Origin of the sequence: Rummeliibacillus sp. TYF-LIM-RU47 (assembly GCF_008638315.1) — a bacterium.
GTDB classification, from domain to species: domain Bacteria; phylum Bacillota; class Bacilli; order Bacillales_A; family Planococcaceae; genus Rummeliibacillus; species Rummeliibacillus stabekisii.
Window position 1 is genome coordinate 1 of record NZ_VVIR01000002.1, and the last position, 23,150, is coordinate 23,150.

Genomic DNA, 23,150 nt, shown 5'->3' on the forward strand with positions numbered 1-23,150 from the left:
AGATGAGATTTCCCATTACGCAAGTAAGTAAGATCCCTCAAAGACGATGAGGTAGATAGGTTCGAGGTGGAAGTGTGGCGACACATGGAGCTGACGAATACTAATCGATCGAGGACTTAACCAAATTTCTTAAGAACCTTCAATTCACGTTTATCCAGTTTTGAAAGAACAAGAAAATTTTTTCTAAAAAAGTAGTTGACTTAATTAGAAAAAAGTGATATAATAATTCTTGTCTTTGAGAAATAACATGTCTAGTGATGATGGCAAAGAGGTCACACCTGTTCTCATGCCGAACACAGAAGTTAAGCTCTTTAGCGCCGATGGTAGTTGGGGGCTTCCCCCTGCGAGAGTAGGACGTCGCTAGGCTGTTGATTTTATTATTCCGAAGTAGCTCAGTTGGTAGTAGCATCTGACTGTTAATCAGAGGGTCGCAGGTTCGAGTCCTGCCTTCGGAGCCATTTTTTTGGAGAGTTGTCCGAGTGGCCGAAGGAGCACGATTGGAAATCGTGTAGGCGGGTAACCCTGTCTCAAGGGTTCAAATCCCTTACTCTCCGCCATGATTTTCAATACATATGGCCCCTTGGTCAAGCGGTTAAGACACCGCCCTTTCACGGCGGTAACACGGGTTCGAATCCCGTAGGGGTCACCATTTTCGGAGGATTAGCTCAGCTGGGAGAGCATCTGCCTTACAAGCAGAGGGTCGGCGGTTCGATCCCGTCATCCTCCACCATTTTAAGAACTTTATCAATCAAATAAGCATATATTATTATCGCGGGGTGGAGCAGTTCGGTAGCTCGTCGGGCTCATAACCCGAAGGTCGCAGGTTCAAATCCTGCCCCCGCAACCAAAATGGTCCGGTAGTTCAGCTGGTTAGAATGCCTGCCTGTCACGCAGGAGGTCGCGGGTTCGAGTCCCGTCCGGACCGCCATTTTAAATTATAATATTTAAAGTTATTATGGGTCGGTAGCTCAGTTGGTAGAGCATTAGATTGAAGCTCTAAGTGTCGGCAGTTCGATTCTGTCCCGACCCACCATAATAATTTTTGCCGGTGTAGCTCAGTTGGTAGAGCAACTGACTTGTAATCAGTAGGTCGAGGGTTCGACTCCTTTCGCCGGCACCATTCTGGAGGGGTAGCGAAGAGGCTAAACGCGGCGGACTGTAAATCCGCTCCTTCGGGTTCGGCAGTTCGAATCTGCCCCCCTCCACCATTCTTTACAGGGGCATAGTTTAACGGTAGAATAGAGGTCTCCAAAACCTTTGATGTGGGTTCGATTCCTACTGCCCCTGCCAATATAAAACCTTTAAATTTACATAACGGCGGCTGTGGTGAAGTGGTGAACACACCGGATTGTGGTTCCGGCATTCGAGGGTTCGATCCCCTTCAGCCGCCCCATATATAAAATGTAAAGATTAGGTTTTCCTTTAATACAATGGCGATTGTGGTGAAGTGGTTAACACACCGGATTGTGGTTCCGGCATTCGAGGGTTCGATCCCCTTCAGTCGCCCCATTTTGGGGTATAGCCAAGCGGTAAGGCAACGGATTTTGATTCCGTCATGCCCTGGTTCGAATCCAGGTACCCCAGTTATATATGCGGAAGTAGTTCAGTGGTAGAACATCACCTTGCCAAGGTGGGGGTCGCGGGTTCGAACCCCGTCTTCCGCTCCATATATTTTATAATGCCAAGGCGGCATAGCCAAGTGGTAAGGCAAAGGTCTGCAAAACCTTTATTCACCGGTTCAAATCCGGTTGCCGCCTCCATATAGTTAATTAAACTATATAAACACATCATGCCGGTGTGGCGGAATTGGCAGACGCGCACGACTCAAAATCGTGTTCCTTTGGAGTGTCGGTTCGACCCCGACCACCGGTATCATCACATCGTTTGCCAAGCGATGACTAAAAGTTCCTTACATTTGTAAGGAACTTTTTTGTATACATAAAATTGTTTCCACACCCTGTTATCAAATAAAGACAAATAAAAAAGTAGCAATGTGTATAATTGAATTAATTATTGAAACACTGTCTATCATTGATTTACTGAATTAGTGTGAAATAAATGTTAGAGAATACAAGCAAAAAATATTCCGAATATATTTGTGATATTACATTCTAATGTGGAAAAAGCAATCAGGATAAATAAGGAGTGATAAAGTGTTAGGATTACCCAAAGGAGAAGTTTTTCTAACTCCATGGACACAAGAATGGGAAAGAGAATTTTTATTAGAAAAAAGAAAATTCAAAAAGAAATTGGTGATAACATTGTGGAAATTCATCATATTGGTAGCACGGCTGTAAAAAAACTAAGTGCGAAACCAATTATTGATATTGCAGTGGAAATCAATGATTTTAACGAAGGTGAGAATTACGTTTCTTCCTTAGAAAAGATAGGTTATTCATATAAAGGGACAAACATTTTACCTGACAGACACTATTTCAGTAAAGGTGAACCAAGAACTCATCAAATCCATATGTATCAAAGTGGAAACAAATATTTACACGAACAATTGAAATTCAGAGATTATTTGAGAAACAATGACGAAGCAAGAATTGAATATGAACAACTTAAACTCAAATTATCGGAATTAAATAAAAGTAATAAACATAAATATGCAGAGGATAAGACTCATTTTGTTAAAACAATCTTAGAAAAAATTTAGTAGACGTTTCCCAAATGGCGACTAAACGTTTCTTACTTTTCTTCAATACAGTCCTTACATTTTTTTGATTATAAATTTTCACATCTTCGGGTTCTGGTATAATCAGGGTATTAAAGTAGTGAAGTAATAATTAAGGGAGTTTAAAGATGGAGCTATTAAACCAATTGAAGAATAACTCAAAATATTGGCTTCGTTTTGAACTAGGGCTTGTCGAACTAGAAGGCAAAGAATATTTTAAAGAAATTTATCATCGTATATTTTCTATTTTTGACTTTCTTTTTGATACGAAAGATACGATTATGTTTATTACAGCTATTAATGAATCTGTTGAATATAGTGGAAAAGATTTGCCTAATATACAACGTTTCCTTAAAGACAAAAAATTAATATATGGATTAAGTTGCAAAACAGTACCTTATGAGTTTGATGAAGAGGATATTGAAATGAGGACAACTCTATACAGTTTAAAGGTTAAAAAGGAGTCTATCCGTAGAGATTATCTTTTTCAAGCAATTAGTAATCAGGATTTTGCGAGAAAGCCTAGCATAATGGGAAATGTTTATTTGCTGAATTTATCACAGAATACATTATTGCACATGTATGATGACCGTGGATGTGATGTTTATGGTTTAAATAAAGAAAATCTATTGCCTTTATATCATAAATTTAGAAAATGGATCTTAGACTATAATCGTATACAAATTGACCATATTTTTGAGGAAGGGTTATTTAATTACTCTGAATCATCTACTGAAATGGAAGATAGACTTATAACCAATACATTTAGAGAAAATGAAACAGAGATTAATTTATATGGAGGCAATACATGCATAATTACTCATCAACTTGAAATACCACAAGAAGATGCAGAGAAATGTGTATATGAGATGAAACAAACAGGATTTAAAATTGAAATTGACAAAAATCAACTTGATTGTATTGTTCTTAAAGCCATAAAGACTGAAGCACTTGCAATGATTGATTATCAAACTGAATTGATGTCTTTATATTCAAAGAAGTATAACGGAAAGTATGAAGGTTGGTCAGCGAAAAGAGAACATTAATAAAAGTAAATAATAAGAACACATAATGCCAGTGTTTACTGCGTTTATGTGCATTATATTGTATATAAATTAGTTTGACGTAATTAAGAATAAAGCGAATTTGGAAGTTAGTAATTCCAAATTCGCTTATTTTATTTAGTATTAAAACTACTTAGCATTATTTTTTTCAGTAGCAAAATATAATAAGGAAAGTATAGAAGGAATTATTCCAATCCATAATGCAGTGCTCCATCCACCCATTGAGTAGGCCCAGCCGCCAATTGCCGATCCAATTGCACCACCAAAAAAGAACATTGCCATGAATAGACCATTCAGACGATTACGAACTTCTGGACTCAACGAGAAAAGCGCACGTTGACTGAGTACAAGATTTGCGGATACACCGGCGTCTAACAATAAAGATGAAATTACTAGTATAGCTATACCAATAGGTGAGTTAGTATGGATAATAATCGGTAATAAAAGAGAAATGACAACCGTAAGAAGTGCTATCCCAGTTGCAAGTTTCGTCACTCCACGATCTGCAATTCGCCCTGTAATAGGCGCGGCTACTGCACCAGCAACTCCGACAAGGGCAAATAATGCAACTTCTTTCTGAGAAAAATGAAATGATTGGCTAGTTAACAGTTGAGGAACTGTTGTCCAAAATAAACTAAAAGATGCAAACACACCTGCATGATATGCAGCCCGGCGACGTAATATTGGTGTTGTTCGTAACAAATACCACATAGATTTGAGGAGGGCTATATAGTGAGTGTCCGTTGAAGGCTTTCTTCTAGGTAATACCTTTGAAAGTACAATAGCCAAAACCATAATAGCTATGGCAGATAAAATAAATATAGCATGCCAGCCAAAAAAATCAGCAACTAGGCTCGACAGGGGGCGTGATAGCATGATTCCGAGTAACAGACCGCTCATGACATTGCCGACAACACGACCGCGTGACGAATCGGATGATAGATATGATGCAAAAGGAACAAGTACTTGCGCAGCAACCGAACCTAAACCTATGACAAACAAAGCAAATAAGAATAGAAATATTTGTTTCGTCATTGTTGTCATTACAAGGGCTACTGCCGTGATAAGTAAAGAGGAGACTATCAGCTTTCGGTTTTCAAGAATATCTCCTAAAGGCACGATAAACAATAAACCGACAACGTATCCAATTTGGGTTAACGTAACAATTAAGCCAGAAGTGTTTGCTGACAAACCGACTGATGAGCTAATTATCCCAACAAGAGGCTGTGCGTAATATAAATTAGCTACAATGATACCACATGCGGTAGCCATAAGAATGGTTAACCAAGTTGGAATCTTCTTTTCAATTGTTTGTTTCTTTAAATCAATCATTTAGTACAACTCCTTCTATGGAATATATATTGCTTAACAATAAACAATACCGTGGGTTAGATTCCCTCCATATTTGATTTTATTGTTTTCATTTTATAGTACTAAACGTACAGTTTATAAAATGATTAACCATATAATAAACTGAACGTTTAGTTTTGTAAATAGGGAATTCAAACTTTCTGTTTTAATATTAAATTGTTATACTGAACATACAGTTTATTAATTCCAAAGAAAGTTGGTAATTATGATGAATGGAAAAAGAGGCAGACCACGTAACTTAGAAGCACAAAAGTCAATTCTGTCAGCTTCTTATGATTTATTGTTGGAAAATGGGTTTCAAGCTCTCACAGTTGATAAAATCGCCAAATATGCTCAGGTTAGCAAAGCAACTATTTATAAATGGTGGCCAAACAAGGCTGCAGTAGTGATGGATGGTTTCCTTTATGCTGCCTCTGAAAGATTGCCTGTGCCTGATACTGGTTCGGCATACAATGATATTTTAACTCACGCTACAAATTTAACTATATTTTTGACGAGTCGTGAGGGGACGATAATTACGCAATTATTAGGTGAAGGCCAGTTTGATTCCGGATTAGCAGATGCCTATCGTGCTCGATATTTCCACCCCCGCCGACTTGAAGCAAAGAGTCTTTTGGAAAAAGGAATTCAACGTGGTGAATTGAAAAAAAGTATCGATATTGATATATGTATTGATTTAATTTACGGACCGATTTTCTATCGATTACTTGTGACTGGCGAACCATTAGATGAATCATATGTACGACAATTAATATTAAATGCTTTTGAAGGTATTCGTTCTTCCTAGAAGTATAGAATTAATCCAATAAACGTATTTTTTAATCTATATGATATCAGACTAATCAAAAACTACTGATCAGAGCAAATGGTAATGTTTTACTTTGAGAAGGCCAAGAGCAATCCAAAACTATTTGTGCGGACATCGTACACTTATAATTCCGTAAGAATTGAGAATCACTGGAGTAAATTAAAAGCCACGAATGTTGATAATCAACGTTTCGTGGCTTTTCTTATGAAAATGCAGTATCGACATATTTTCAAGTAATACTCAAGATCCTACTTAAATCGGTACTTCGTTGCTCTCTTTAGAAAGCTCGAAATAACCGGATAATTTTTCTTTTGTAAGTGAAATCATGTGCTCTAATTCCTGCTGCTTAGCTTCTAGGTCCATCAGATATTTCGAAAGTATTTCTGTTCGTTTATTTAACGTCTGAGTATATTTTGTAGGGTCTTCCCCTAATTGTATTTTTTCCATCACACAACCCTCACGAGTGAATTCTGTAATCTCTTCAAGTGATAGGCCTATCTTCTTTAGATTAGTCAGACACTGTATATATGATACTTCGCTCTCGGAGTAAGCCCGGGCTCCTCCTTCTCTTCGACTCGGACCTTTCAGAACTCCGATTTTCTCGTAATAACGCAATGTATATGGGGTTAAACCTGTTCTTTCTGACACTTGGCTAATGGTGAGCATGTGATGCATCCTCCTATGTAATACTGAATTGAAGTTATCATACACCTTAGAGCTAACTCTAAGTCAAGTATTTATAGTTTTTAAAATACCTTCTTGACTTCGAGTCGACTCTAATTTGTATACTGTAGCCATAATAATTTAGGAGGAATTGTATGACTTCTGAATGTATCATTAATCAATCTTTTTTAGATAAGAGATAATCAAGAGAGGATGAATCAACGTGGAAATTATTCCAGAAAACCTTACGTGGAAAGACAGTTACAAATTATATACAGGCTCTATCTTGCCTAGACCGATTGCTTTGGTCTCTACTATTTCAAAGGGAGGTATTTCTAATCTTGCGCCGTTCAGTAATTTTTGCGGGGTATGTCCTTCGCCATTTATGGTGGCCTTTGCCCCCTTGATTCGACCCGAAGATGGTACGAAGAAAGATACGACACTCAACATTGAAGAGACGGGACAATTTGTGATTAATATGGTTACGGAGGGTATTGTAACGAAAGTACATGATACATCCATAGAATTTGCGCCTGACATAGATGAGTTTCAAGAGACCGGTCTAACACCTATACCCAGCTCGAAAGTGTTGCCGTATCGAGTTAAAGAAAGTCCTATACAAATGGAATGTGTGTTAGAGAATATGCTGAAATTTGGAGAAGGTCCTGGATCATCAAACCTCGTTATTGGTCGTGTCGTTAAAATACACATTGAAGATACACTATACAAGGATGGAAAAGTAGATTTGTCTAAACTTAAGCCGGTAGGGCGCCTAGCGGGACCGTATTATGCGAAAATGTCAGAGTTATTTACTTTGAAGAGCTCCCAATGACGTTAAGGGAAATCATTTATAAATAAGCGATGAATAGGCGTTTCTTACATTTTGTAAGAAACGTTTTTTTATTTGACTTAAAAGTATGTCTACCTGATTTTAGTGAAGGAGAATTTAAAACGGTAAGGCAAACGAATTTACCATTACTAATCTGTTTAATAGTTAAAGGAAATCTGATCTTTATGTTGAGTTTTACCTGTATAAAAGGAACTGAATAGAAATTGACTTGTGGAGGAGAAAATTTTGCATATAAGTAAACCTAACCTCATTAAGTTAGATGAGATTGTAAACATCGATATAGAGGTAATCGGAAACGATAGTAGACGTCAGTCCATTAAAAAAGCTATCGATGAAGGGAGATGTATAGTAGTTAAAGATAATAATTCTATTGTTGGTTTTTTAATTTATGATACTCATTTCTTTGAATGTAGCTTTATTTCTTTAGTCATCGTTAAACTAACTGAAAGGCGAAAAAGGTATGCTACATCGCTTATTGAGTACTTTATAAGCATTGCTCCAACTAAGAAAATATTCTCTTCTACTAATCAATCAAATAAAAAAATGCAAAAAGTTTTTAAAGCTAATGGTTTTAAACAAAGCGGATTCATTGAAAATTTAGACTAAGGCAACGGGTAATGCTTTTTTCTTTTGGAATAACTTAAGTAGAACAATAAAGGAGATTATCACCAATAAGTCGTATATATAACTATTAAATGGGAGGGGGTAGCGTGTATCAATATTTTAATGGGGTAGTCATAAGAGAGGGAACAGATGGGATTCCTGCTGAAAGTGTTGAGACATTGTTTGAAGATGCGCGGGATGGGCAAGGAATACTCCAACTTGGCAAAAAGAGCAATATTCACATATTTTCAAAAACTCTACCTGCGCATTTACTGTTTGGAATCAAAATCAAATGATTGGTATGGTCAGAGCCCTTTCAGATCAAATTATGGCAGCTAACATAATGGACTTAGTCGTTTTATCAGAGTATCGCGGAAAAGGTATAGCTAAAAAACTTGTGGAGCTTTGTGTTCAAAAACTTCCGCATGGTGATTGGTTTGCCCATACTTCTGCAAACAATTTTAGCTTTTATGAAAAATGTGGTTTTGAGGTAAAAGATCTAACCCAAAAATGGTACATGCGCGTATTACGGCTATAAAGGCAAGGAAAGATCGGCATAGGTAAATTTATAGTATGTATTGTATAGAAAGGCAGTGTGGTTAATTGAGCGGTTATAAGGCAATGCTCTTTGATGTAGATGATACGTTGCTGAATCGGAATAGAGCAGTAGATAAAATGTTCTGCTTAGTTTTAGAAAAGTGTTATGAGGAAGTTGAACATTCAGTACAACAGCAGATGTTAAGGAAATTTAAGGTCTATGACAAAAGAGATTATGGTTATAGCGATAAAACAAAGGTTCTTGAATCATTCTTTGATAATTTCCCACCAAAATATAGATTGCCACACAGCGACATTCAAGAGTTTTGGAATAATCATTTTCCTCGTTGCTTTTCTATAGACCAACATACAATTGATATTGTAAATACTATTAAGAGACATATGAAAGTTGCCATTATTACAAACGGCTTGGCTGAGAGACAAAAAGCTAAAATAATGAACACCAATTTGAATAGTTGCTTTGAGATAGTAGTTATTTCTGAAGAAGCAGGCTTTAGTAAACCAGACAAGCGGATATTCGAAATAGCATTAAATAAGCTGAGTGTGCAACCGGAAGAAGTGCTATTTGTCGGAGATCACATCGAAAAAGATATTGGTGGTTGTCAAAGCGCAAATATAAAAGGCATCTGGTTCAATCCTTATATGCTTGAAAATGATACCGAAATAATACCAGACGCTGAAATAGATTCTTTGGATAGATTATTAAGTTACATAAAGTGAGAAACGGATTTGAATGTATTCTGTCTTTAATAACCTGTTGTTTTAAATATTGAAACTTCTTTTATTTGGGTATAAATATACTATCTACAAAAAAGGAGAGGAAGAAATGTCTAAAGTAAAGTTAGCAGTGATTTTCTACACAATGGGCGGTACGAATTATCAGCTTGCCAAATGGGCAAAAGAAGGGGCAGAAGAAGCAGGTGCAGAGGTAAGAATCTTGAAGGTTGAAGAGCTCGCACCTCAATCAGTAGTTGAGAATAATGAAAAATGGAAGAAAACAACCGAAATGATTAAGGATATTCCAGTTGCTAAGTCTGAGGATATTGAGTGGGCGGATGGTATTATCTTTAGTGTGCCGACACGTTTTGGAACAATGGCTTCTCAGCTGAAGCAATTTTTAGACACACAAGGCGGTTTATGGGCTTCAGGTAAAACTGTAAACAAGGTTGTCAGTGCCATGACCTCTGCACAAAACCCACATGGTGGCCAAGAAGCGACACTGTTATCACTTTATACATCGATGATGCATTGGGGAGCTATCATTGCAGCACCTGGCTACAGTGATCCTGTGCTATTTAAAGCAGGCGGCAATCCATATGGAACAAGTGTGACGGTCGGACAAGATGACAAAATGGTAGAAGATGTTGAAGCATCAGTTAAATATCAGGCCAAACGTACTGTGAACGTTGCACAATGGGTTAAGAATGGACAACAATAAAAAAGAAGCTAGCCATTATAAATTGGCTAGCTTTTTATATGCAATAAATATAAAGATTCACACATCCTAAATAAATAAAACTAAAAGTTCAATCAGCAATAAAGAACGTGTAAACTTTTAGATATCTAGTAAGGCTTTATCTATACATATATGAGTATTAACTTGTGCTACTTACTGCTCCAGAATATCGGAAAGGGAGAGACCTATGATGACTGAAAAAGAATTACTAAATTTAATAAACGACATGGCCAGTGATGAACATATCTACAAAGAGGAAAGTTTTACTAACGAAGATTCTCCATCATGGCTTGCTTATCGACAAGCAGAGGAATTAGAAGATATTACGATGATTCCTTATCTTGCCAATTTATTAGAGAAAACGAAAGATCGAGAAACTAGGATGCATATCTATTTTATACTTGGTAAAATTGGAACTAATACTGAGGAAAGGCATGTTGCTGATATTCTACTGAAAGGACTTGAAACAGAAACGAATAAATATGTGCTAGAGCAAATTCTAAATGCGCTTGCAGAACAAAGGAATGTAGAAGAATACTCAACCATTATTATTAAATTTCTCAATGATGACCGTTCCTCTATCCGACATACTGCTATTGAGGCATTAAATGGATGTAAAAATAAGATAGCTGAGGACGCACTCATTCAAATTATTTCAGAATCCTCAGATGAATATGATTTAATTTATGCAAGCAGCGTTCTTTCAGAGATAGGTTCAGATAGAGCTATTCCTCATCTTATAAATTTACTTAATCATCCTAAAGGTGATGTTAAATGTACAGCTATAGGGGCTTTAATTGAATTAGGAAACTCTTCATTACTTCCGGTTTTTTTAAAAGCCTTACAGGATAGGTCTGTTTATGTTAAAGGCTATGCCATGTTAGCGATTAATAGACATGGAAATGAAACTGCAATTCCAGCAGTAATAGAACGATTAAAGAGTATGTTAAAAAGAAAAAGAAAAATAGTAAGTGATGATCTAATCACAGGATTAGAGTTCCTTATACGTTACAAGGAAGACTATAAGGAGATCAGAGATTTATATGAATGGATAAAGAGCCGGAAAAGTGAAGTCCTCTTTGAGGAAGAAATGGACTGGATGAATACGCATAGCTATTCTGAAAATATTCACGATAAGGTGAGTAATCAAAACAAAAGCTAGCCTTATTAACAGGCTAGCTTTTTCTTATTGAGGCACAGGAGAAGGCTTTCCAAATAGATATCCTTGGAATAGCTGATAACCTTGTTGTTTTAACCATTCAAAGTCTTCTCGTTCTTCTACACCTTCTGCAAGGGGAGTAGTGCCTACTTCATTTGCTTTATGTAAAAAGGCCAGGGCTGTTTTTTGTTTTAATGGATCAGCCGCTACGCCTTGTACATATTTCATATCCAGCTTTATATAATGCGGTTTGAGAGCAGCTACTGAATCGATGGTATTAAAGCCTGCACCTACATCATCCAGTGCATATTCAAAGCCTCTTTCTTTATAATAAGTAAGTATTCTTTTTAGATGGTCTAGGTCTTCTACTTGCTCAGATTCCACTACTTCAAATACAAATTGGTGTGGTTCTATGCCTAGTTTTTTTGCAAGGGCCACAGTTGTTGCTAAACAGTGTTCAGGCGAGTAAATAGAAGTTGGAATAAAATTGATGAATACTTTCTTATTTATGGCGGCAGAGTTTTTAACTGCGTTCATTCTGCATAAGCGGTCCAGTGCATAAAGCCTGCCTCTTTTTTTGGCTGCATTAAATAGTTCATTTGGAAAAATCATCTGATCATTTTCATCTAGAAATCTCGAAAGAATTTCATAGGCATATGTTTCTTCATTTCTATCAACAATTGGCTGGAAGTGGCATGATACTCTTTCGTCTTTTATCACATTATCGACCCAATCACTATTTAAATATTGATCGATAGCAGAAAGAGCTTGCCATGCTTGTTGATCTACTCGAAAGGTAACCTCTTCTGGTGTCATATGGTGATAGAAGAAGTCCATTAACTCTTTCACACCACTTTCACCTACTAGCAATGCATTTTCAGAAGCACTTAGTTTTATCTTTCTTCTTTTCAAATGATTGATGACTTCTTCACGCATCGCAATATTACGGGTGCCTTCAAGCTTAAATTCATATTCTAACTCATTTATAATACAGCTTTTACACGGCAAATTGCCCACCATCCTCCTATATGTAGTAATTCCTCAGAACTATCATACTCAATTATTTCGCAGATGTATGATAAGTGCAATGTATTTTCTCTATGGAGATAGTAATAATCTAAAAAGAGCCCATCTCAGGCTCTTTTGTATTACTTTTTATTCGTTTGTTGTGTTTTGTTGTGGTTGATACTATTGTTTTTATTTTTTGCCTTGGAATCAAACTCAGGACCGAACTCTTCATTAATATTGTCATTTGGATTATTGTTATTGCTGTTGCTGACATTGTGGTCTGTGCTTTGATAGACATCAAAAGGATTATGAGTTCTCGTATTGATTGTTGCTTTGTTGTTTTTGCTCATAACTAGTCACCTCCTCGTTTTAATGTGTACAAAACAGTGAGATTTATGTGTATAATTTTTCCTCTATTTGCCGAGCATAGGGAAAAAACGATGGAGGGATTCTATGCAAGCGAGTACTGATTCTAAAATTCTTTTTTGCTATAATTGCGAAACAAAAACGATTTTTCATCATCAAGACCTGAATCGACACAGCTATGTTGAAAGTCATTGTGCCAATTGCGGTTGGCTAGAATGGCAAAATAGAGCGGTAGAGCGCGAGAAGGATAAATGGATTATATATAATAAAGAACAAGGTATTGGCATCGAAATAGTGGATATTCCTGAAACAGGAGAATGGAAGCGAAAGAGTGTGTAGGAGCAGGCGATGTCCTGCTTTTTTGTTTTGTGAAGCGAGTGGTTTTGTAGCCAATTTGCCTGTTTATTGCTAAAGTAAAGAAGAAATTACTTGTTTAGGAGCTGCAATGATGAAAATACGTCCAAAACGTTTACAAAAGGGTGATACAGTTGGTATTATCGCGCCATCTAGCCCACCGAATATTGAAAGGTTAACTAAAGCCCTCGATTTCCTCGAAGAACTCGGCTTGCGATATGTGCTGGGCAATACGATCCAACGCCGGGAGCATTATTTGGCAGGCACAGACCGAGAACGTGCCGCTGATTTGCAAGAGATGGTAGAGGATCCAACAATCAAGGCCATATTCTGTGCAAGTGGCGGTTATGGAGCAGCTAGAATAGCAGATCGAATCGATTACTTACTATTGGAAGAGAACCCTAAGATTTTTTGGGGCTTTTCAGATATTACATTTTTACATACAGCAATTGGTATGTATGCGGATCTGGTTACTTTCCATGGTCCGACACTGTCTAGCATTGGACGCGAACAAGTAGCAGAGCGTACAAAGCTCATGTTCAACCAATTGTTTGAGCCTGCGGAGATTTACTATGATGAAAGTATATCGAAACTTACGACCATTTCAGGTGGGCGTGCGCGAGGTGAATTGACAGGCGGCAATCTGACCTTGCTTGTAAATAGCTTGGCAACGAAATTTGAAATCAATACTGATGGCAAGATATTGTTGATTGAAGATATCGGGCTGGAGCCAGCACAAATTGACTCACTTTTAAATCAGCTGAAACAAGCGAGGAAGTTTGAAAGAGTTGCCGGCATTGTAGTTGGCGACTTTGTCGAAACAAATCAGCGGGAATATGAAGATTCACCGACTTTTCATGAGTTATTGGATAGTTATTTTGGCCATATGAATATTCCTGTTGTGAGCGGTTTTAAAATAGGTCATGATGAGCTAAATGTCGGCATACCTTTAGGAGTAGATGCAATATTGGATGCGGACAATAAAGAGTTGGCGATTTTGCCAGGGGTGGAATAGGCAGAAAAAGATCGGACTTTCTATTGGAGGAAGCCCGATCTTTTTTATAGTTGAGATTAATTTCACCCATCATCAGCATGCATTTTTAGGAAGGGGAAATAAAGCGAATGAAGAGACAGGTGAAGAGATTGCAGCGGGGCGATACAATTGGCATTATCGCACCAGCAAGCCCGCCAAATGAAAAGTTCTTGAATAAATCCTTAGAGTTCCTCCAAGAACTTGGTTTGGATTATAGATTTGGGGATTCACTCTTGAATGTAGACGGCTATTTGGCGGGGACAGATGACGAGCGCTTGAACGACTTGCACCAAATGTTTGCGGCACCTGATATTGCCGGTATTTTTTGTGCTTGTGGCGGTTACGGTACTGCACGGTATGCCGACCGAATTGATTTTGACTTGATATCGCAAAATCCTAAAGTTTTTTGGGGCTATTCTGATATTACATACTTACATACCGCTATCGGAAAATATGCTGATATAATGACATTCCATGGCCCTATGCTTGCATCTGATGTAGGCAAAGGTACATTTCAAGAGAAATCTGCGGAAATGTTTCAGCAATTATTTGCTCCGAGTATACTTCACTATGATGACACATTCGGTCCTATCCAAACATTTATGCCTGGTCAATGCCAAGGCGAACTCACAGGCGGCAATCTGAGTTTGCTGGCCAGTAGTATAGGAACACCTTATGAGTTGGAAACGTTCGGCAAAATTTTATTGATTGAAGATATAGATGAGGAACCGTATCGAGTAGACGGTATGCTGAACCAGCTGCGCTTGGCGGGGAAACTGCAGGGAGTAGCGGGTATTATTATTGGTGATTTCTCGCATGCTGAGCCGAAAAGAAAAGAGTCACAGACATTAGATGAGGTATTTGGACATTACTTTGATGATTTGCATGTACCCATAGTGAAAGATGTGAAAATAGGGCATTGTCAACCGCATTTTGCAGTCCCGCTTGGAGCGCATGCCTTTTTGGATGCGGATGAGAGAACATTTTCAATTCAACCAGGCGTTCGATAGGAGGAAGCCACCTTGAAGATTCAGTCGGTCGATACGTATAAAGTTGCCATTCCATTAAAAAATCCATTCAAAACAGCCCTACGTACAGTCAATGTAGCAGAGGCAATCTATATAAAAATCACACTGGAAAATGGTTTGTATGGTGTAGGAGAAGCACCGCCAACGCATGTTATTACGGGCGAGTCTCTTTCAAGTATCCAATTTGCTGTAGAAGAAGTATTTGCACCCTTAATTATTGGCAGTGATTTGCACAATTATGAAAGGCTTTTCCATACGCTGCACCGTTCTATGGTTGGCAATACGAGCGCAAAAGCAGCTGTTGATATGGCTATTTATGATTTGCTGGCACAAAGCGCTAACTTGCCGTTATATCAGTATTTAGGTGGCGCCAAGAATTCTATTACGACAGATTATACAGTGAGCGTTAATGCTCCTGAGATGATGGCGTTGGATGCCAAAAAATATGTTCAGGATGGCTTCCATACTTTAAAAGTTAAAGTCGGAATTGGAGAAATCAAAGAGGATATATTGAGGCTTGAAGCGATCCGGCAAGCTATTGGACCCAATCCTAAGATTCGAATTGATGCCAATCAAGGCTGGTCTGCGAAAGACGCGGTAAAAGCAATCCGTGAGATGGAACAGAGGGGACTTGGAATTGAGATTGTCGAACAGCCTGTGCCAGCACATGATTTGGCATCACTGAAATACGTGACGGATCACACACTCACACCTATCATGGCGGATGAAAGTGTCTTTTCTATTTACGATGCGAAAGAAATTATTCACATGCGTGCCGCAGATATGATGAATATTAAATTAATGAAAACAGGCGGTATCTATCAAGCCTTGAAGCTTGCTGCATTAGCACAAAGCCAAGATATGATTTGCATGGTGGGAAGCATGATTGAAACAAAGCTTGGGGTTGGAGCGGCCGCCCATTTTGCAGCAAGCCAGCCTAATGTTGAGTATTATGATTTTGATGCTCCACTGATGTTAACCATGGATTTATTACGTGGAGGGATTCAATACAACGGGGCTCATATTACATTTTCGAATACTCCTGGTTTAGGAATTGACGGGATAGAAGGTATATGCTGAATTTTCAAAGGGGAAGAAAAGCACGAATCATTGGATTGATTCGTGCTTTTATATGTTTTTTTATAGTTCAATTTCTGGTTGAGTTGTTGAAAGAAGACCTATTGTATAATCTCCTCCATGTATTTGAGAAAACATATTCCCAGCAGCGCCAAGTAGCTTCATACTTTCTTCCTCCGATAAAGAAGGGCGAAGATAGAATAACTGGATGGCATTAGTCGTTTGTTCCGTGACTGCTGTTCGTTTAGAATCAACGAATGGACTCCCAAATGGTCCTTCGTTATCTTTTGAATAGGCTATTCCTTTTAAAGAATTATAACGTCCGTTCAAACCCTCGTATCCTGTATTCTCATCGCCAAGGGCAATCTCAATGTCACCTTGAATAAGGTCTGCATCATAAATTCCTACTGGAATCTCATATTGAAGCGAAAAGAAATTGTTCAGATCTACTGCAGAGTGGAAAGGTTGCAAATAGTTTTGCTTTGCAATTCGTCGTAAAAGGCTTTCCGCTGAGAGTCTATAGCGATTGGGGTCAGCACCAAGCGCCTTCCAGGTTTTACGCCATTCTGATATGCCGGGTCTTTCCGTGACAGGTGATTCCTGTAATTCTAGATAAAGGTTTTCTTGATACAATTGTGTCCGTCCTTTAATCATTTGAGGAGATTCGGAGACGATTATTTTGGTATAATGGATCATGCCGATTTTAAAATCAGGCACTATCGTAGTAATGGATGAGTCTAATCTTATTTTCGCCATATACATCACCTAACTTATCATTTTCTTTAGTTTAACATAGAGAGTGAGTGACATAACAAATAAATGAAACCATTGCAATTACAGCAAGAATTAATCGCCTATGCGAAGAGCATCGGTGTGGATAAAATAGGCTTTACATCTGCAGCGCCATTTAGCGATTTAAAAAATAAGCTACGCATACAGCAAGAACTGGGTTACCAATCGGGTTTTGAAGAATCGGATATTGAAAAGCGTACAGAGCCTACGCTTCTTTTAGAGGATGCCGCAAGCATTATTGCGATTGCTGTGGCGTATCCTTCTAAAATGAAAAACGCCCCGCAAGGAAAAAGGGGAGCAAGAAGAGGCATCTTCTGCCGGGCATCATGGGGAACGGATTACCATACAGTTCTGCGCGAAAAGCTAGCACTAATTGAAGCGTTCTTAAAAGAAAAGGTGCCAGGCTGTCGAATCCGTTCCATGGTCGATACAGGAGAGTTATCAGATCGGGCTGTTGCTGAACGTGCAGGCATAGGCTGGAGCGGGAAGAATTGCGCCATTATTACGCCTGAATTCGGCTCTTACGTATACTTGGGAGAATTAATTACAGACTTACCATTTATGCCGGATGAACCGATAGAGGACCAATGCGGAGATTGCACTCTATGTCTCGACGTGTGTCCGACTGGCGCTCTAGTTCAAGGAGGCCAACTCAACGCACAAAAATGCGTAGCTTTCTTAACGCAAACGAAAGGTTTCTTGCCTGATGAATACCGCGGGAAAATTGGCAATCGTATCTATGGCTGTGATACATGCCAAACGGTTTGTCCGAAAAATAAAGGGAAAATCAACTGGCTGCATGATGCATTCCAACCGGATCCGGAAATTGCTAAACCACTGCTTGAGCCGTTATTAACAATTTCGAACCGAGAGTTCAAAGAGAAATTTGGCCATATCTCTGGGTCTTGGCGTGGGAAAAAACCAATCCAGCGCAACGCGATTATTGCACTTGCTCATTTTAAAGAAGAAGCTGCTCTACCAACTTTGATTAAAGTGTTCCAGCAAGACGAACGCCCAGTGATCAGAGGAACAGCCGCTTGGGCAATCGGTAAAATTGGCGGAGACGGAGCAAAAGAAGTGTTAGAAAAAGGGGCACTCATTGAAAAAGATGAAGAGGTCCAATTTGAAATTCAAAAAGGGTTAGATTTATTACTAGCCCAAAAATAAACTACTGCGGACGAGGGGACTCACCGGCTCGACATAAGTAGTCTTTAAATAGCAAAACATAAAGGAAGTGTTCAGTGTGTCATTACACATTGTGTTATATCAACCAGAAATACCGGCAAATACCGGCAATATCGCACGGACATGCGCAGCGACTAATACGCATTTGCATCTCATCCGACCTCTAGGTTTTTCAACAGACGATAAAATGCTGAAAAGAGCAGGCCTAGATTATTGGCATAGCGTAAACATCACATACTATGATTCGATTGATGAATTCTATGAGGCCATACAAGATGGGACTGTTTACTATATAGAGACATTCGGCCCGAAGACGTATTCAGATTTTGATTACAGTAACTCAGACGAAGAAATCTACTTTATGTTTGGGAAAGAAACGACAGGTATTCCAAGAGAGGTTATCCATAACCCAGAAGAGCAGTGCTTGCGTATTCCACAAAGCGATCATGTTCGTTCGATGAATTTATCGAATACAGCAGCTATCGTGATATTTGAAGCACTCCGCCAGCAAGGATTTAAAGGATTACAGTAAAAGTAAAAAAGGACAGCCATAACAGGCTGTCCCTTTTTATTTACATATTATTTTACAGGTTTGTCCTCATAACCAGCAGTAAAGATAGCCACTAAGAATGACAAAATCACACCAAGAATTAAGATTAATCTCATGGTTGTACCCTCCTAATTGAATGAAAAAATGAAAAGTTCTCTTACAAGTATAGCCTAATTTTTGTGAAAATGAAACGCTATTTGTTTAAGAATTGTGGCGATTAAACGATGGTTCGAATAGTTACTTGTTATACCAACTCTTATCAAACTCCAAATGTAATAACTCACCAAACTGTATTGCAAAATCTATAAAAGAGGATCCTTTAGCAGTTAACAGATTGCGATCAACTACAACAGAAGAATTCGCATATATGCCTTCATTGAAAGTTCCTAAAAAGGAACGCTGGTCTTTCGTTAATCCAGTAGTGTATTTTCGCCCGTTTAACAATCCACTCATCGATAAAAGATAGGGTGCGCTTGATATGGCTCCTATGACGATATCTCTTTGCTTAAAACGATGCAAAAAAGATTTTAATTCGGCATGGTTAACTAAGTGTTCGAAATCATCGACTCCTGGAAGAACGATGCTATCCAATTGATTTATGTCAATTTCCTTTATTGTGGTATCAGGCATACAAGGAAGGCCAGCTTCTCCTTTAACTACTTTATGATCTAGACCTATATATAAGATTTGTTTCTGTCCTTGCATGAGTACGGATAAGAGTACCGATAATTCATATTCGCTAAATCTGGGATATAAAAGGATTCCTGTGTACATATGTTTATTCTCCTATGATTTTGAGTGAGTAGATTTCAACCAAGATATTCCTCACTTTAATAATTCTATATTTGTAGTAAAATTGTATTGCAAATCAATTATGCTAGAGTGAGGTGTACATTTGGATAAAAAAGACCATTTTAAAAACTTATTGAAATCAAACTGTATGGATGAAAATATACCTTTACGAAAAGTTAAATATAATTGTACTGATAAGAATGTTTATATCCGTATTAAAAATGATATAAAAAGAGATGTAGAGTTAGATGTCATAGAAATTTTAAGCAAAATACTTACAGTTTTAGTAACCTTAAAAGTAGATTTTAATCACTATTACAGTTTATATCCACATAAAAAAGGGCTAGACGAATTTGTAATAGTATTTAAAAAAGAAGATTATTTAAATTTGAATTTAAAGCTTGAAACAGGAGACTTTTAAGTTGAAAGCCCCACTTTATTTCCACCTTTTTTTTGTTAAAGAGGGGCTATTATTGGACTCTAATATTTATAGAAGCTTAGATACTAATCCTTTATTTCTCCACCTGATAACTCTTAAGTTCCTCACTTAAAAGAAAATCCCCATGTTCATCTCTTAAGAAGGGAAGGACATCTACAATGGCGTTAAGGTTTAATTCACCATAGATATGTGGATATTCTATTCCGTAATTGCGGTCGTCCTCCCATTTGATTTCTGCTTCGACTTTATCGGTGTCTATGCATAATAGCAATAATGGTTCTTTTATTTCCTTAAAGTACGGAGCTACACGCCAAAAGTCTTCGATAGAGGCGCAATGGATAAAATTACTTGAACCGAGCAATTCCTTACCATAATATTTGTCGTTCTTAACAGTTTCCCATTCTTGTTGTGTTAAGCAATGTAAAATGATCATTCTCTTTCTCCGTCCTTTGATAGTAGTTCTTGGCATACCTCTAAAAAGAGGTGAGGTTCATCTGGACTAAGATGAATTTTAGTCACCTTTTTCGTAAAGCCATACATCAATTTTACTTCCTGTGGTGTGTAGCATTCAATCTCAATGGCTGGCTTTTCTTTTATGAAATCAGGGAGTACAGCATCAAGCGTTATATCAGCTTCCGCTTTGGATAGTTTTTCTGACCCTTGATACACGTGCACACTTTTTATTTGTGATAAGGGAATGGATGATTGTTTCATAACACCAATTTGCATATGCAGCATTTTATCTGTCATCACAATGGGACATAATCGAACTGCCTGAATCTCAGCCACGAATATTATTAGCCCATACAGATTCAAAATTAAAAGAATGATGGATACAGTAGGACTCCAATTATGAAGCAACCAATGAAATCCAATTGATTCAAAAATGAGAGCATGAATAAGCATGATATACACTGCGATAAAGCTTGTTTTTTTATGGATTGTAAAGGTTCTATATTTAGTCGTTGCAATAGGAAGCTCTGCTTTCCAAGAAAACAAGCTGTAATACCAGATAGATAATTCAGTACTGAACATATCCAGGGTTCTAGAGGGCTTTAAATGATTAGCAAGTCCTGATCTTAATCGGTATTGAAATATGGGTATGCCTTCCTGTGATAGCTTGAATTGCTTCATTACGGCAGGGAGCTTAGTTAGCAGTTTATATACCACATAAAGTTCTAATGAGATAAAGCTCCCTTCAGCTATAAATAAAATGATAGGAACAGATGAATAGCTTGAATAAATACCGCCTGGGACTATAAGGTTTGCTGTGTAAAAACCAATAATTATGACTGGAAGCACATACTTCAAGGAATACTTTTTACGAATGATAAAGAGATAGGTCAGTAAAGGAATAACAAGCATGAAGTCTAACATAGTGCCTAACACCATGTTTTTTGGAACAGGCTGCAAGGCATCAAGACGATAGGCGACTGTATTCGAGCCAACTACAGCTGTAAGAAGAAAAAGAAACCAAAACCTTTTTGTTTTAGAAATAGAAAGCATCGTATTCCTCCCTTCTATTTTCATTTTATGAAATTCGCTATGGTAATGGTAGTATCAAATGTGAAAAAACCCCTACATTTTGAGAGGCGCATATTTTCGGAACAAAAGGGTATAGATAAAGAAGTAATGCCAATAAGAAGGGTGGTTTGTATATGGATAAAGATAAGATTGAACAAGAGAATGGTTCAATGGCCACTTCATTTGAAGAAGTGCAACAGCTTGGCAAGCAAATGGAAAAACGCCGAGATGAAGAGGATTTAGAGGAAGCAGGACGTCAGCCAGATCCGGAACAATTTGATGATGAATAAACAAAAGGCTGTCCCGTTAGATGAACGGGACAGCCTTTCTTAGCGTTATTGCAAGAATATCAGCTGGATAGCAAATAGGATGGCAAATAGGTAAAGAAGCGGGTGCACCTTTTTCGCCTCGCCTTTCACTATTTTTAGAATTGGGTAAGAAATAAAGCCGAATGCAATACCTGTTGAAATGCTAGATGTTAAGGGCATAATCAAAATAATCAAGAATGCCGGGAATGCTTCATCAAAGCTATGCCAGTCAATGTCTTTTACAGAAGATATCATCAACGTACCTACAATAACAAGTGCTGGTGAAGTAATAGCAGAAACGCCGGATACAGCTGTCACTAAAGGACCGAAGAAAGAGGCAATGATAAAGAATACTGCAACTGTCAATGATGTTAAACCAGTTCGGCCGCCAGCTGCTACGCCTGCGGAAGATTCTACAAAGGCAGTAGTCGGGCTTGTCCCAAACATAGAACCAACAATTGTTCCTAGTGAATCAGCTAATAATGCTTTGCGCGCACGAGGCAATTCATTGTTTTTCATCAAACCTGCTTGTTTCATGACACCCACCAGTGTACCTGTAGTATCAAACAGCGTTACAAGAATGAAAGAAAAGACCACACCATATAGTCCATAATGGATCACGTTGGAGAATGCTTCGATTGGATTCCAAACGAGTATGCCTTTTGGTAGGTGAGGCAGAGCCACAACATGGTGGATTTTAAGCTGCCCTGTTACTATTGCGATAATACCTGTTATAACCATCCCTATAAACAAGGAACCTTGAATATTGCGGACCATTAGAATAACCGTAATTGCAAGGCCAACTAATGTTAGCAGAGCATTCGCAGAGGATAAGTCGCCTAAAGCTACAAGTGTACTGTCGCTTTTTACGATGACATCACCTGATTTCAAACCAAGAAAAGCAATAAATAAACCGATGCCGGCTGTGATGGAGCGCTTTATGTTTTCAGGAATAGCTGTGATCAGTTTTGCACGAAGTGGTGTAAGCGATAGAATAATGAACACAATCCCTGCGACGAACACCGAAGAAAATGCGGTCATATAATCCATTTTTCCGTTAGAGCCGAGAACAACCGAGTAGGTGAAAAAGGCATTTAAACCCATTCCCGGAGCGATAGCGATTGGATAATTAGCACAAAGCGCCATCCATAAGGTACCAACCACGGCGGAGATAATAGTTGCCATAAATACTTGGTCAACAGGCACGCCTGCATCATGCAAGATTTTTGGGTTAACCACAATGATATATACCATAGCTAGAAATGTTGTCATTCCAGCAGTTAATTCTGTTTTTGCATTAGTATTATATTCTTTTAGACGAAACAATTGAAAACCTTCTTTCTAAATACGAACGATAAAAACAACATATTATATATTATTCGTTCTTACATTAAATTTCAACCCTAAATCAGAAATCCGATATTCTCTAAATACTCAGGCAATAGTGTATAATAAAATGAAACTTAACTTCAATGGAGATATTAT

General features: G+C 38.0%; 24 protein-coding genes, 16 tRNA genes, 2 rRNA genes and 2 pseudogenes. 35 read left to right on the forward strand and 9 right to left on the reverse strand.

Annotated features, from left to right (window positions below; genetic code table 11):
• The 20 genes and pseudogenes from F0527_RS11270 to F0527_RS11365 form a co-directional block, all read left to right on the forward strand.
• A 23S ribosomal RNA gene (locus F0527_RS11270) occupies positions 1–124 on the forward strand; the annotation flags it as partial.
• A 126-nt stretch (positions 125–250) separates the two neighbouring features.
• Positions 251–366 (forward strand): 5S ribosomal RNA (gene rrf / locus F0527_RS11275).
• Between the two features lie 15 nt (positions 367–381).
• Positions 382–458 (forward strand) — tRNA-Asn (locus tag F0527_RS11280).
• Between the two features lie 7 nt (positions 459–465).
• Positions 466–557: transfer RNA gene (locus tag F0527_RS11285), tRNA-Ser, on the forward strand.
• Between the two features lie 17 nt (positions 558–574).
• A tRNA-Glu gene (locus F0527_RS11290) sits at positions 575–649 on the forward strand.
• A gap of 5 nt (positions 650–654) precedes the next feature.
• Positions 655–730, forward strand: a tRNA-Val gene (locus F0527_RS11295).
• Between the two features lie 40 nt (positions 731–770).
• Positions 771–847: transfer RNA gene (locus F0527_RS11300), tRNA-Met, on the forward strand.
• Positions 848–851: 4 nt separating this feature from the next.
• Positions 852–928 (forward strand) — tRNA-Asp (locus F0527_RS11305).
• A 29-nt stretch (positions 929–957) separates the two neighbouring features.
• Positions 958–1,033, forward strand: a tRNA-Phe gene (locus F0527_RS11310).
• An 11-nt stretch (positions 1,034–1,044) separates the two neighbouring features.
• Positions 1,045–1,120: transfer RNA gene (locus tag F0527_RS11315), tRNA-Thr, on the forward strand.
• Between the two features lie 4 nt (positions 1,121–1,124).
• Positions 1,125–1,208: transfer RNA gene (locus tag F0527_RS11320), tRNA-Tyr, on the forward strand.
• Between the two features lie 8 nt (positions 1,209–1,216).
• Positions 1,217–1,290, forward strand: a tRNA-Trp gene (locus tag F0527_RS11325).
• 27 nt (positions 1,291–1,317) lie between these two features.
• Positions 1,318–1,393, forward strand: a tRNA-His gene (locus F0527_RS11330).
• Between the two features lie 40 nt (positions 1,394–1,433).
• A tRNA-His gene (locus F0527_RS11335) sits at positions 1,434–1,509 on the forward strand.
• 3 nt (positions 1,510–1,512) lie between these two features.
• Positions 1,513–1,584, forward strand: a tRNA-Gln gene (locus F0527_RS11340).
• A gap of 8 nt (positions 1,585–1,592) precedes the next feature.
• Positions 1,593–1,667, forward strand: a tRNA-Gly gene (locus F0527_RS11345).
• Between the two features lie 18 nt (positions 1,668–1,685).
• Positions 1,686–1,760, forward strand: a tRNA-Cys gene (locus tag F0527_RS11350).
• A 31-nt stretch (positions 1,761–1,791) separates the two neighbouring features.
• Positions 1,792–1,872 (forward strand) — tRNA-Leu (locus tag F0527_RS11355).
• Positions 1,873–2,153: 281 nt separating this feature from the next.
• Positions 2,154–2,659: pseudogene (locus F0527_RS11360) on the forward strand (GrpB family protein).
• A 146-nt stretch (positions 2,660–2,805) separates the two neighbouring features.
• Complete coding sequence (locus F0527_RS11365) at positions 2,806–3,723, forward strand: DUF3885 domain-containing protein (RefSeq protein WP_150284974.1); 918 nt, start codon at positions 2,806–2,808, stop codon at positions 3,721–3,723.
• Between the two features lie 147 nt (positions 3,724–3,870).
• Here the strand turns inward: F0527_RS11365 and F0527_RS11370 are convergent, their stop codons facing one another.
• Complete coding sequence (locus tag F0527_RS11370; protein ID WP_150284975.1) at positions 3,871–5,073, reverse strand: MFS transporter; 1,203 nt, start codon at positions 5,071–5,073, stop codon at positions 3,871–3,873.
• 247 nt (positions 5,074–5,320) lie between these two features.
• On the opposite strand from F0527_RS11370, the gene F0527_RS11375 reads away from it, so the two are divergent.
• Positions 5,321–5,899 (forward strand): TetR/AcrR family transcriptional regulator, encoded by a 579-nt coding sequence (locus F0527_RS11375; protein ID WP_150284976.1) that lies wholly within the window; start codon positions 5,321–5,323, stop codon positions 5,897–5,899.
• Positions 5,900–6,172: 273 nt separating this feature from the next.
• Here the strand turns inward: F0527_RS11375 and F0527_RS11380 are convergent, their stop codons facing one another.
• Positions 6,173–6,586: a MerR family transcriptional regulator gene (locus F0527_RS11380; protein ID WP_150284977.1), complete on the reverse strand. Its 414-nt coding sequence runs from the start codon at positions 6,584–6,586 to the stop codon at positions 6,173–6,175.
• A gap of 220 nt (positions 6,587–6,806) precedes the next feature.
• Here F0527_RS11380 and F0527_RS11385 point away from each other — a divergent pair, with 220 nt between their 5' ends.
• From F0527_RS11385 to F0527_RS11410, 6 genes and pseudogenes are all read left to right on the forward strand, one after another.
• Positions 6,807–7,415, forward strand: coding sequence for a flavin reductase family protein (locus F0527_RS11385; protein WP_150284978.1), 609 nt, complete (start codon positions 6,807–6,809; stop codon positions 7,413–7,415).
• A gap of 243 nt (positions 7,416–7,658) precedes the next feature.
• Complete coding sequence (locus F0527_RS11390; RefSeq protein ID WP_370454670.1) at positions 7,659–8,039, forward strand: GNAT family N-acetyltransferase; 381 nt, start codon at positions 7,659–7,661, stop codon at positions 8,037–8,039.
• A 104-nt stretch (positions 8,040–8,143) separates the two neighbouring features.
• Positions 8,144–8,600 (forward strand): annotated as a pseudogene (locus F0527_RS11395) (GNAT family N-acetyltransferase).
• A 57-nt stretch (positions 8,601–8,657) separates the two neighbouring features.
• A complete protein-coding gene (locus F0527_RS11400; RefSeq protein WP_150285133.1) occupies positions 8,658–9,314 on the forward strand; it encodes an HAD family hydrolase in 657 nt (218 codons plus the stop codon).
• A 106-nt stretch (positions 9,315–9,420) separates the two neighbouring features.
• Positions 9,421–10,032 (forward strand): NAD(P)H:quinone oxidoreductase, encoded by a 612-nt coding sequence (gene wrbA, locus F0527_RS11405; RefSeq protein WP_147196164.1) that lies wholly within the window; start codon positions 9,421–9,423, stop codon positions 10,030–10,032.
• A gap of 208 nt (positions 10,033–10,240) precedes the next feature.
• Entirely contained in the window at positions 10,241–11,212 is a 972-nt protein-coding gene (locus F0527_RS11410; RefSeq protein ID WP_190323460.1) for a HEAT repeat domain-containing protein, read from the forward strand.
• A 24-nt stretch (positions 11,213–11,236) separates the two neighbouring features.
• Here F0527_RS11410 and F0527_RS11415 read toward each other — a convergent pair whose 3' ends face one another.
• Together F0527_RS11415 and F0527_RS11420 are read right to left on the reverse strand one after the other, a co-directional pair.
• Complete coding sequence (locus F0527_RS11415) at positions 11,237–12,226, reverse strand: EAL domain-containing protein (protein WP_370454671.1); 990 nt, start codon at positions 12,224–12,226, stop codon at positions 11,237–11,239.
• A gap of 131 nt (positions 12,227–12,357) precedes the next feature.
• A complete protein-coding gene (locus tag F0527_RS11420) occupies positions 12,358–12,567 on the reverse strand; it encodes a hypothetical protein (RefSeq protein WP_066789666.1) in 210 nt (69 codons plus the stop codon).
• Between the two features lie 103 nt (positions 12,568–12,670).
• Here F0527_RS11420 and F0527_RS11425 point away from each other — a divergent pair, with 103 nt between their 5' ends.
• The 4 genes from F0527_RS11425 to F0527_RS11440 all read left to right on the forward strand — a co-directional run bounded on the left by F0527_RS11425 (position 12,671) and on the right by F0527_RS11440 (position 16,078).
• Positions 12,671–12,922, forward strand: coding sequence for a hypothetical protein (locus F0527_RS11425; protein WP_150284981.1), 252 nt, complete (start codon positions 12,671–12,673; stop codon positions 12,920–12,922).
• Positions 12,923–13,031: 109 nt separating this feature from the next.
• Positions 13,032–13,952 carry a S66 peptidase family protein gene (locus F0527_RS11430; protein ID WP_150284982.1) on the forward strand — a complete coding sequence of 307 codons (921 nt, stop codon included), beginning with the start codon at positions 13,032–13,034 and terminating at the stop codon, positions 13,950–13,952.
• A gap of 107 nt (positions 13,953–14,059) precedes the next feature.
• Positions 14,060–14,980, forward strand: coding sequence for a S66 peptidase family protein (locus F0527_RS11435; protein WP_150284983.1), 921 nt, complete (start codon positions 14,060–14,062; stop codon positions 14,978–14,980).
• Between the two features lie 12 nt (positions 14,981–14,992).
• Entirely contained in the window at positions 14,993–16,078 is a 1,086-nt protein-coding gene (locus F0527_RS11440) for a mandelate racemase/muconate lactonizing enzyme family protein (RefSeq protein WP_150284984.1), read from the forward strand.
• Between the two features lie 60 nt (positions 16,079–16,138).
• On the opposite strand, the gene F0527_RS11445 is transcribed toward F0527_RS11440, so the two are convergent.
• Complete coding sequence (locus tag F0527_RS11445; RefSeq protein ID WP_150284985.1) at positions 16,139–16,831, reverse strand: B3/B4 domain-containing protein; 693 nt, start codon at positions 16,829–16,831, stop codon at positions 16,139–16,141.
• A gap of 63 nt (positions 16,832–16,894) precedes the next feature.
• On the opposite strand from F0527_RS11445, the gene queG reads away from it, so the two are divergent.
• Entirely contained in the window at positions 16,895–18,034 is a 1,140-nt protein-coding gene (gene queG / locus F0527_RS11450; RefSeq protein WP_150284986.1) for a tRNA epoxyqueuosine(34) reductase QueG, read from the forward strand.
• A gap of 76 nt (positions 18,035–18,110) precedes the next feature.
• A complete protein-coding gene (gene trmL / locus F0527_RS11455) occupies positions 18,111–18,584 on the forward strand; it encodes a tRNA (uridine(34)/cytosine(34)/5-carboxymethylaminomethyluridine(34)-2'-O)-methyltransferase TrmL (RefSeq protein ID WP_150284987.1) in 474 nt (157 codons plus the stop codon).
• Between the two features lie 255 nt (positions 18,585–18,839).
• On the opposite strand, the gene F0527_RS11460 is transcribed toward trmL, so the two are convergent.
• Positions 18,840–19,376 (reverse strand): DJ-1/PfpI family protein, encoded by a 537-nt coding sequence (locus F0527_RS11460; RefSeq protein ID WP_150284988.1) that lies wholly within the window; start codon positions 19,374–19,376, stop codon positions 18,840–18,842.
• Positions 19,377–19,497: 121 nt separating this feature from the next.
• Here F0527_RS11460 and F0527_RS11465 point away from each other — a divergent pair, with 121 nt between their 5' ends.
• Complete coding sequence (locus F0527_RS11465; RefSeq protein ID WP_150284989.1) at positions 19,498–19,815, forward strand: hypothetical protein; 318 nt, start codon at positions 19,498–19,500, stop codon at positions 19,813–19,815.
• A gap of 91 nt (positions 19,816–19,906) precedes the next feature.
• Here the strand turns inward: F0527_RS11465 and F0527_RS11470 are convergent, their stop codons facing one another.
• Together F0527_RS11470 and F0527_RS11475 are read right to left on the reverse strand one after the other, a co-directional pair.
• Positions 19,907–20,266, reverse strand: coding sequence for a DUF952 domain-containing protein (locus tag F0527_RS11470; RefSeq protein WP_150284990.1), 360 nt, complete (start codon positions 20,264–20,266; stop codon positions 19,907–19,909).
• A complete protein-coding gene (locus F0527_RS11475) occupies positions 20,263–21,339 on the reverse strand; it encodes a hypothetical protein (protein ID WP_150284991.1) in 1,077 nt (358 codons plus the stop codon). The genes F0527_RS11470 and F0527_RS11475 overlap by 4 nt, the downstream gene beginning before the upstream one ends.
• A gap of 152 nt (positions 21,340–21,491) precedes the next feature.
• On the opposite strand from F0527_RS11475, the gene F0527_RS17090 reads away from it, so the two are divergent.
• Positions 21,492–21,647 (forward strand): hypothetical protein, encoded by a 156-nt coding sequence (locus F0527_RS17090; RefSeq protein WP_190323461.1) that lies wholly within the window; start codon positions 21,492–21,494, stop codon positions 21,645–21,647.
• A 45-nt stretch (positions 21,648–21,692) separates the two neighbouring features.
• Here F0527_RS17090 and F0527_RS11480 read toward each other — a convergent pair whose 3' ends face one another.
• Positions 21,693–22,991, reverse strand: a complete 1,299-nt coding sequence (locus F0527_RS11480; protein WP_147196192.1) for an NCS2 family permease — start codon at positions 22,989–22,991, stop codon at positions 21,693–21,695.
• Between the last annotated feature and the right edge of the window lie 159 nt (positions 22,992–23,150).

Excerpts from the sequence above, each read along its gene's own strand:
- F0527_RS11365 (WP_150284974.1), top strand. The coding sequence starts at position 2,806 with ATGGAGCTATTAAACCAATTGAAGAATAACTCAAAATATTGGCTTCGT.
- F0527_RS11370 (WP_150284975.1), bottom strand. The coding sequence starts at position 5,073 with ATGATTGATTTAAAGAAACAAACAATTGAAAAGAAGATTCCAACTTGG.
- F0527_RS11375 (WP_150284976.1), top strand. The coding sequence starts at position 5,321 with ATGAATGGAAAAAGAGGCAGACCACGTAACTTAGAAGCACAAAAGTCA.
- F0527_RS11380 (WP_150284977.1), bottom strand. The coding sequence starts at position 6,586 with ATGCTCACCATTAGCCAAGTGTCAGAAAGAACAGGTTTAACCCCATAT.
- F0527_RS11400 (WP_150285133.1), top strand. The coding sequence starts at position 8,658 with ATGCTCTTTGATGTAGATGATACGTTGCTGAATCGGAATAGAGCAGTA.
- wrbA (WP_147196164.1), top strand. The coding sequence starts at position 9,421 with ATGTCTAAAGTAAAGTTAGCAGTGATTTTCTACACAATGGGCGGTACG.
- F0527_RS11410 (WP_190323460.1), top strand. The coding sequence starts at position 10,241 with ATGACTGAAAAAGAATTACTAAATTTAATAAACGACATGGCCAGTGAT.
- F0527_RS11420 (WP_066789666.1), bottom strand. The coding sequence starts at position 12,567 with ATGAGCAAAAACAACAAAGCAACAATCAATACGAGAACTCATAATCCT.
- F0527_RS11425 (WP_150284981.1), top strand. The coding sequence starts at position 12,671 with ATGCAAGCGAGTACTGATTCTAAAATTCTTTTTTGCTATAATTGCGAA.
- F0527_RS11430 (WP_150284982.1), top strand. The coding sequence starts at position 13,032 with ATGAAAATACGTCCAAAACGTTTACAAAAGGGTGATACAGTTGGTATT.
- F0527_RS11435 (WP_150284983.1), top strand. The coding sequence starts at position 14,060 with ATGAAGAGACAGGTGAAGAGATTGCAGCGGGGCGATACAATTGGCATT.
- F0527_RS11445 (WP_150284985.1), bottom strand. The coding sequence starts at position 16,831 with ATGGCGAAAATAAGATTAGACTCATCCATTACTACGATAGTGCCTGAT.
- queG (WP_150284986.1), top strand. The coding sequence starts at position 16,895 with ATGAAACCATTGCAATTACAGCAAGAATTAATCGCCTATGCGAAGAGC.
- F0527_RS11460 (WP_150284988.1), bottom strand. The coding sequence starts at position 19,376 with ATGTACACAGGAATCCTTTTATATCCCAGATTTAGCGAATATGAATTA.
- F0527_RS11470 (WP_150284990.1), bottom strand. The coding sequence starts at position 20,266 with ATGATCATTTTACATTGCTTAACACAACAAGAATGGGAAACTGTTAAG.
- F0527_RS11475 (WP_150284991.1), bottom strand. The coding sequence starts at position 21,339 with ATGCTTTCTATTTCTAAAACAAAAAGGTTTTGGTTTCTTTTTCTTCTT.
- F0527_RS17090 (WP_190323461.1), top strand. The coding sequence starts at position 21,492 with ATGGATAAAGATAAGATTGAACAAGAGAATGGTTCAATGGCCACTTCA.